General features: G+C 72.8%; 6 protein-coding genes. All 6 read left to right on the top strand.

The window, feature by feature from the left end:
• The first annotated feature begins 263 nt into the window (after window positions 1-263).
• Entirely contained in the window at window positions 264-1,184 is a 921-nt protein-coding gene (gene rsmA, locus AWZ10_RS36760; protein WP_046709579.1) for a 16S rRNA (adenine(1518)-N(6)/adenine(1519)-N(6))-dimethyltransferase RsmA, read from the top strand.
• A complete protein-coding gene (locus AWZ10_RS36755; protein WP_060893182.1) occupies window positions 1,181-2,095 on the top strand; it encodes a 4-(cytidine 5'-diphospho)-2-C-methyl-D-erythritol kinase in 915 nt (304 codons plus the stop codon). Before rsmA ends, AWZ10_RS36755 begins: the two co-directional genes overlap by 4 nt.
• A 67-nt stretch (window positions 2,096-2,162) precedes the next feature.
• Window positions 2,163-3,560 carry an acyltransferase family protein gene (locus AWZ10_RS36750; protein WP_060893181.1) on the top strand — a complete coding sequence of 466 codons (1,398 nt, stop codon included), beginning with the start codon at window positions 2,163-2,165 and terminating at the stop codon, window positions 3,558-3,560.
• Between the two features lie 231 nt (window positions 3,561-3,791).
• Window positions 3,792-4,571 carry an MHYT domain-containing protein gene (locus AWZ10_RS36745; RefSeq protein ID WP_046709582.1) on the top strand — a complete coding sequence of 260 codons (780 nt, stop codon included), beginning with the start codon at window positions 3,792-3,794 and terminating at the stop codon, window positions 4,569-4,571.
• Window positions 4,572-4,683: 112 nt separating this feature from the next.
• Window positions 4,684-6,687, top strand: coding sequence for a sensor histidine kinase (locus AWZ10_RS36740; RefSeq protein ID WP_046709583.1), 2,004 nt, complete (start codon window positions 4,684-4,686; stop codon window positions 6,685-6,687).
• 542 nt (window positions 6,688-7,229) lie between these two features.
• A partial coding sequence (locus AWZ10_RS36735) for a DUF2269 family protein (protein ID WP_060893183.1) occupies window positions 7,230-7,753 on the top strand: 524 nt, incomplete at its 3' end.

Genomic DNA, 7,753 nt, shown 5'->3' with positions numbered 1-7,753 from the left:
GGGGGCGCGGGTGCGACGGCGGGTGCGGGCGGGTTCGTGGTTGCTCGCGCGGTTCCCCGCGCCCCTGAGGAGCAGGGGCTGCGCCCCGTGCTTCTCGGCCCGCGGGGCCGTCGCTTTTCAGGCCCGCAGGACCTGGTCCTTCGGAGGCGCGGGGAACCGCGCGACCATCCCCCGCCGGACCCGCACCCGCCGACGCACCCGCACCCCCGACCCCCAGGGCGCCCAGGAACCGGGGCACACCCCCCGCCCCGTACCCTTGTGCCGTGAGCAGCCCCCCCGACGCCCTACTGGGCCCCACCGACGTCCGTGAACTCGCGGCAGCGCTCGGCGTGCGCCCCACCAAACAGCGCGGCCAGAACTTCGTGATCGACGCGAACACGGTCCGCCGGATCGTGCGGACCGCGGACGTCCGCCCGCAGGACACGGTCGTCGAGGTCGGCCCGGGGCTCGGCTCCCTCACCCTCGCCCTGCTGGAGGTGGCGGACAGGGTCACGGCCGTGGAGATCGACGACGTCCTCGCCGCCGCGCTGCCCGCCACCATCGCCGCCCGCATGCCCGTCCGCGCAGGCCGTTTCGCCCTCGTGCACTCGGACGCGATGCAGGTGACCGAGCTTCCCGGCCCGGCCCCCACGGCCCTCGTCGCGAACCTCCCCTACAACGTCGCCGTCCCCGTGCTGCTGCACATGCTCGAAACCTTCCCCACCATCGAGCGCACCCTCGTGATGGTCCAGGCGGAGGTCGCTGACCGGCTCGCCGCCGGGCCGGGCTCGAAGGTGTACGGCGTGCCGTCGGTGAAGGCGAACTGGTACGCGCAGGTCAAGCGGGCCGGGTCGATCGGGCGGAACGTCTTCTGGCCTGCGCCGAACGTCGACAGCGGGCTCGTCTCGCTCGTCCGCCGGACGGAGCCGGTCAAGACCACCGCCGCCAGGCGGGACGTGTTCGCGGTCGTCGACGCGGCCTTCGCCCAGCGGCGGAAGACGCTGCGGGCCGCCCTCGCCGGGTGGGCCGGTTCCGCGGCCGCCGCCGAGGCCGCCCTCGTCGCCGCCGGAGTCTCCCCGCAGGCCCGCGGGGAGTCCCTGACGGTCGAGGAGTTCGCCGCCATCGCCGAGAACCGCGTCACCGAGGACGCCACGGGCCGCAGGGCCGACGACAGGACCGACACCGAGGAGCCCCGTCAGTCGTGAGCGTCACCGTTCGCGTCCCCGCCAAGGTCAATGTGCAGCTCGCGGTCGGCGGTGCCCGGCCCGACGGCTTCCACGACCTGGCCAACGTCTTCCTCGCCGTCGGGCTGTACGACGAGGTCACCGCCACCCCCGCCGACGAGCTGACCGTCACCTGCGAGGGTCCCGGCGCCGATCAGGTCCCGCTGGACCGTACGAACCTCGCCGCACGGGCCGCGCTCGCGCTGGCGGAACGCCACGGCATCGAGGCCGCCGTGCACCTGCACATCGCCAAGGACATCCCCGTCGCGGGCGGTATGGCCGGCGGCAGCGCGGACGCGGCCGGCGCGCTCCTGGCCTGCGACACGCTGTGGGCTACGAACGCCTCGCGCGAGGAACTCCTCGACATCTGCGCGGAGTTGGGCAGTGACGTGCCGTTCAGTCTGGTGGGCGGGGCGGCTCTGGGGACGGGGCGGGGCGAACAGCTCCAGCCCCTCGACGTGGGCGGCTCGTTCCACTGGGTGTTCGCCGTCGCCGACGGCGGCCTGTCCACCCCCGCCGTCTACCGTGAGTTCGACCGGCTCCACGCGCACGACGCCGTCCCCGAGCCCGTCGCCTCCCAGGTGCTGCTGGACGCGCTCGCCAAGGGGGACGTCGACGCGCTCGCGGCCTTCCTGCCGGGCTCCAACGGCCTCCAGCCCGCCGCCCTCTCGCTCTTCCCGAAGCTGGCCGGCGCCCTCGCCGAGGGCCGCGCGGCCGGTGCGCTCGCCGCGCTCGTCTCCGGCTCGGGCCCGACCACGGCCTTCCTCGCCCGGGACGCCGACGCGGCCCGCACCATCGCCGAGGGGCTGCTCGCGTCCGGCACGTGCAGGGCGGCGAGGGTGGCCGTCTCGCCCGCGCCGGGGGCGACCGTCGTGCGGGAAGCCCAAGCCTAGGTACTCAGACGTGAGTTGAGTACGTGAGCGCTGACGCACACCCGGGCGCCGGCGCGACCGTACTCCCATGAGCGCAAGCGTGAGTGCGAGCGAGCTCGCCGCCACCACCCCGTCCACCCGTGACCGGTACGTCGACCTGCTCCGCGTCGCCTCCCTCGGCACGGTCGTCCTCGGCCACTGGCTGATGGCGGCGGTCACGACCGGCGGCGGGGGCGACGGCGGCGGGGGCGACGGCCAGGGCGAGGTGGGCAACCTCCTCGCCGTCGAGCCCCGGCTGCAGATCCTCACCTGGGCCCTGCAGATCATGCCGGTGTTCTTCTTCGTCGGCGGTTTCTCGCACGCCCTCTCCTACCGCTCGCTCAGCCGAAGGAGCACCGGCGAGGGGGCTTCCGTCTACCCGGCCTTCCTGCGCGCCCGCCTCCAGCGGCTGCTGCGGCCCACCATGGTGTTCATAGGGGTGTGGGGCGCGGCTGCCGTCCTCCTCCAACTCGCGGGCCAGGACGGCGGACTGCTCGACGTGGCACTGCGGCTGGTCGCGCAGCCGCTGTGGTTCATCGGGATCTATCTCGCGATGGTCGCCTTCACTCCGCCGCTGCTCAGGCTGCACGAGCGGTTCGGGTGGGGCGCGTTCGGGGCGCTGGTCGCCGCCGCCGGGACTGTCGACGTACTGCGCTTCGCGTTCGACGTGCCGTTCGTCGAGTTCCTCAACTTCGCCTTCGTGTGGCTCGCGATCCACCAGCTCGGATTCCTGCGCGCCGACGGGCGGCTGACGCGGCCGTACCTGCTCGCCGGGGCCGGGCTCGCGGGGGCCGCGCTGCTGGTGGCGTACGGACCGTATCCGCTGTCGATGGTCGGGATGCCGGGCGAGAAGGTGTCGAACATGGCGCCGCCGACCTTCGCGCTGCTGTGCCACGGGCTGTGGCTGGTCGGCGCGGTGGAGTGGCTGCGCGGGCCGGTCGGGCGGTGGCTGGAGCGGCCGAAGGTGTGGCGGGCGGTCGTGGCGGCCAACGGCATCTCGATGACGGCGTTCCTGTGGCACCTTTCGGCCATGCTCGGGGTGTACGGCGTGCTGCTCGCCCTCGGTGTCGACCTGCCCGCGCCCGCGTCGGGCGCCTGGTGGGCCCAACTGCCCCTGCGTACAGCCGCCGCGACCGTCCTCACGGCGGTCCTGGTCGCCGCCTTCCGGAGCTTCGAGCGCCCTGCCGTACGGCCCGCCGTTCGGCCGTCCCGAGTGAGCGGTTCGCGCAGGTCGGGTGCGGGTTCCGGCCCTGCCGCAGCCCTGGGGGCGACCCTGTGTCTCTTCGGCGTACTGGGGCTCTCCATGGTCGGGTTCGGCGGGCTCTTCGAAGGACGCTCGGCCCTGCTGATCGCCGTCCAGGTGACCGCGCCGGCGGCGGTGGCGATGACACTCGCCGGGTGGGGACTGGTGGAACTCATTGGTCGTGGCGAACGGTCAAGTACCTGACCGAGGTGGTCCGGTGGAGGAAATGTGCAGGTCAGGCATTGGTTTGACGTACCCCTCAGTTTGTAATCCACGCCACAGGAATTTAATGTTCGGTGAAATCCCCTCTGGCCCCTTTTGATGAGGTCTGCCCGTCGTATTCGGGTGGCATGATCTCGATCCCCGGTGCCTCGTTACCGGCGGTACTTCCCGTGCGCGTGGTGTCGTCCCCGCGGCGGGCGAGAGGGGTTCCTCATGGGCCACATGGACCACTTCAGCGCCGGATGGGTCACCCCCGTCCTCTCCTACGTCATGGCCTGCGTCGGCTCCGCGCTCGGACTGCGCTGCACCGTCAGGGCACTTGAGGCCGAGGGCGCCTCGAAGCGGAACTGGCTGACGCTGGCCTCGTTCGCGATCGGCTCGGGCATCTGGACCATGCACTTCGTCGCGATGATGGGCTTCGGGGTGGAGGGGACGCCCATCCGCTACGACGTTCCGATGACCGTCCTCAGCCTGGTCATGGCGATCGCCGTCGTCAGCGCCGGTGTCTTCACCGCCGGTTACGGCCGCTCCCGGGTCCGCGCGGTGGCCTTCGGCGGCCTCGGCACCGGGCTCGGCGTGGCCGCGATGCACTACACCGGCATGGCCGCGCTCAACCTGCACGGCGAGATCGGCTACAACCCGTCCCTCGTCATCGCCTCCGTGGTGATCGCCGTGGTCGCCGCGACCGCCGCGTTGACGCTCACGCTGATCGTGCGGGGCGGGGTGCTCGCCGCGATCGCCGCGCTCGTCATGGGGCTCGCGGTCAGCAGCATGCACTACACCGCGATGTACGCCGTCACCATCGATCTCGCGCCCAGTACGGCGCAGTTGGCGGGGGCCACGGCCACGGAGTTCCTGTTCCCGCTGGCCGTGCTGCTGGGGTCGTTCCTCTTTCTGACCTCGGCGTATGTGGCGCTGTCCCCGACGGGGAAGCGGGCGGAGTCCTCCTTCGCCGATGAACTGCTGCGTGAGGTCGAGCTTTCGACCGCGTGAGCGTCGGCGCTCCGCTCGGAGCGCCGTTGTGACCTGCGGGCCGGTGGGGGCTGGTCGCGCAGTTCCCCGCGCCCCATCGGGGTGCGGTAGCCCCTGTCCCGAAGAGGTCCCCATGAAAGTCTTCCGTATGACCGCCCGGCTGCGCCCAAGGTCCGTGCGGGCGAAGATCGTCGCTCTTCTGATGCTGCCCATCGTGTCGCTGATGGCGTTGTGGAGCTATGCCGCCGTGACGACCGTGGCCGCGATCGGCGACACCGAGCGTGCCAAGGACGTCAACAGTGAACTGCTCGCGCCGGTCGCCGAGTTCGTCACCGCGCTGCAGTCCGAGCGGACCGCCGCCATGCGGTACGCCGCCAAGCGCAGCGAGAGCGGTCTCGACGACCTGAGGGCCGACCAGCAGGCCACCGACAAGGCGGTGACGGTGCTCCGCGCGGGTCTCAACTCCTCCAGCTCGGACGCGGCCCTCATCGACACCGGTCTGCCCGCCCGTCTGAGCACCCTCGAATCCGACTTCAGCGACCTCGCCGCCCTGCGCACGGACACCACCGGGCCCGGCGTGAAGGACGCGGCCTCGAAGGCGTACGACGACTACTCGGCGGTCATCGACCACGCCTTCGCCGTGACCGGCGCGCTCACCAGCGAGAAGGGCACCGACGCGACCTCCGAGGCGCGCGTGGTCCTCGAACTCTCCCGTGCCCGTGACGCCGTGGCCCGCGAACAGGCCCTGCTGGCCGCCGCCACCGCGTCCGGGACGCTGACCAAGGAGCAGTACGCGCGGTTCGTCGGCGCCGTCGCCACCCAGCGCGAACTGCTGAACCCGGCCGTCGCCGACCTCAAGGCCGAACACCGGCCCGCCTACGACGTGCTGCTGGACAGCGACGGTTACGCCTCCCTCGCCAGGGTCGAGGACGGGGTCACGGACGCCGGGGCGGGGCCGGTGTCGGCGGCCGTGCTGAAGGACTGGGACGCCTCCTCGACGGCCGTGCTGGAGGGCCTCGCCGAAGCGGAGGAGGACGCGGGAACGGGTGCCGCGGCCAAGGCGGACGTCTTCGGCTGGGACACGCTCGGCGCGTCCGGCGTCGCCGTCGTCCTCGGCCTGGTCGGCGTGCTCCTGTCACTCCTCGTCTCCGTGAGCGTCGGGCGAGGCCTCATCGTCGAACTCCTCGACCTGCGCAACTCCGCCCTCGAGGTCGCGGGTCGGCGACTGCCGCAGGCCATGCGGAAGCTGCACGCCGGGCAGGGCGTCGACATCGACGCCGAGGCCCCGATGCGGCGCCTCGCCGGCGACGAACTCGCGCAGGTGGGCACCGCGTTGACCGCCGTCCAGCGGGCCGCGCTCAAGGCGGCCTCCGAGCGCGCCGAACTCCTCAGCGGCATCTCCGGGGTGTACGTCAGCCTCGCCCGCCGCAGCCAGGTGCTGCTGCACCGCCAACTCGACCTGCTCGGCGTCATGGAGCAGCGGCAGCAGGAACAGCAGGACCACGTCGAGCTGTACGACCTCTACCGCATCGACTACCTTGCCACCCGGATGCGGCGCCACTCCGAGTCGCTGCTCATCCTGTCCGGGATCGCCCCCGGCCGTGGCTGGCGCGACCCGATCGCGCTGTCGGACATCCTGCGGGCCGCCGTCGCCGAGATCGAGGACGCGACCCGGATCCAGATCTGGGCCGCCCCGCGGGTGTCGCTGCACGGCGGTTCCGTCGCCGACGTCATCCATCTGCTCGCCGAGCTCGTCGAGAACGCCGCCGCGTTCTCCCCGCCCTCCACCAAGGTCCAGCTGCGCGCCGCCCGGCTGCGTGACGGCATCCTCATCGAGGTCGAGGACAGCGGCTTCGGCATGAACGAGGAGGCGATGGCCGACGCCAACCGCAAGATCCAGTCGGAGAAGGTCGACCTCCTCGACGCCAAGCAGATCGGTCTCATCGTGGTCAACCGCCTCGCCGGCCGCCAGGGTCTGCGCGTCGAGTTGCGCCAGTCGGCCGCCGGAGGCGTCGCCGCGGCCGTCTTCATCCCCGAGAACCTGATCCGCGACGACATGCCCGTCCACGAGGAGCCGGCCGCCGACGGCCGCTCACTGGCCCCGGCCTCGGCCCTGATCCAGCAGCAGCGCCGGTAGGGGCCTCGCAGGACCGCCGTGCGCCTCGGGCAGTGGTGTCCCGGGGCGCACGGCCGTTCCCGGCTCCTGCTCCTGGCTGCTGCGCTGCCGCGACCGGACCGGAGGGCCTGGCTTCCCGCTGTTGACGCGACCGGTGTCCGCGCTGTGGACGTCCTGCACCCGCTGCTCTCCACGCGGTACGTCGGGCCGTCCGCGGTGACCAGGCCGATGACCAGGTCACCGCGGTAGGTGTGGACGATGTCGAGGTGCACGGACAGGTCGCCGGGGGCGCTGCCGGTGAGGCCGTCGCGCAGCTCCCCGCGCCTCTGAGGCTCCGGGCGCGACCCATGCTGCCGCGGAGCGCGGGGAACCGCGCGCCCAGCCCCCACCCACCCGCGTCCCGACCCGTACGCCCCGCCACCGGCCACCGGCCACCGGCCACCGGGCACCGGCCACCGGGCACCGGGCACCGGCCACCGGGCCTCCCGTACGCCGAGCCCAGTACCCCCGGATACTCCCGCGAGCGGACGACCCCGGCGCCTCCGCCCGGCACCGTGGCGGACATGAAGACAAGCCTTCCCGTTCGCCGGGCCCTCCTCGTCGTCCATGTGGCCGCCTCCGCCTGCTGGCTCGGGCTCACGCTCGGGCTGCTGGCGCTCGGAATCACCGCGGGCACCACCGGGTCCGTGGTGACGGTGGAGGCGTCCGTCCGGGCCATGAAGCTGTTCGCGGACTGGCTCCTGATCCCGGTCGGGTTCCTGACGTTCCTGAGCGGGCTGGTCCTGGCCCTGGGCACCCCATGGGGACTGGCCAGGCACCGCTGGGTCTACGTGAAGTTCTGGCTGACCCTGGCCACGCTCACCGCCACGGTCCTCGCCCTGCGCCCCGGCGTGAACGCGGCGGTCACCGCCGTCGCCGCGGGGGGCCCGCTGCCCGACGCCGGAGACGTGCTCTTCGGGCCGGTCGTCTCCCTGTCCGCGTACGTCTTCATGACGGTGATCTCGGTGCTCAAGCCCTGGGGGCTCACCGGGCGCGGCCGACGCCTGCGCACGGCCGCCCGCGGCGAGCGGTCCTGCGCGGGGCGCGC

This window comes from Streptomyces europaeiscabiei, from assembly GCF_001550375.1.
Classification (GTDB): domain Bacteria; phylum Actinomycetota; class Actinomycetes; order Streptomycetales; family Streptomycetaceae; genus Streptomyces; species Streptomyces europaeiscabiei.
Note: the sequence above shows the minus strand (reverse complement) of the source record. Positions and strands in the feature narration are given on the sequence as shown.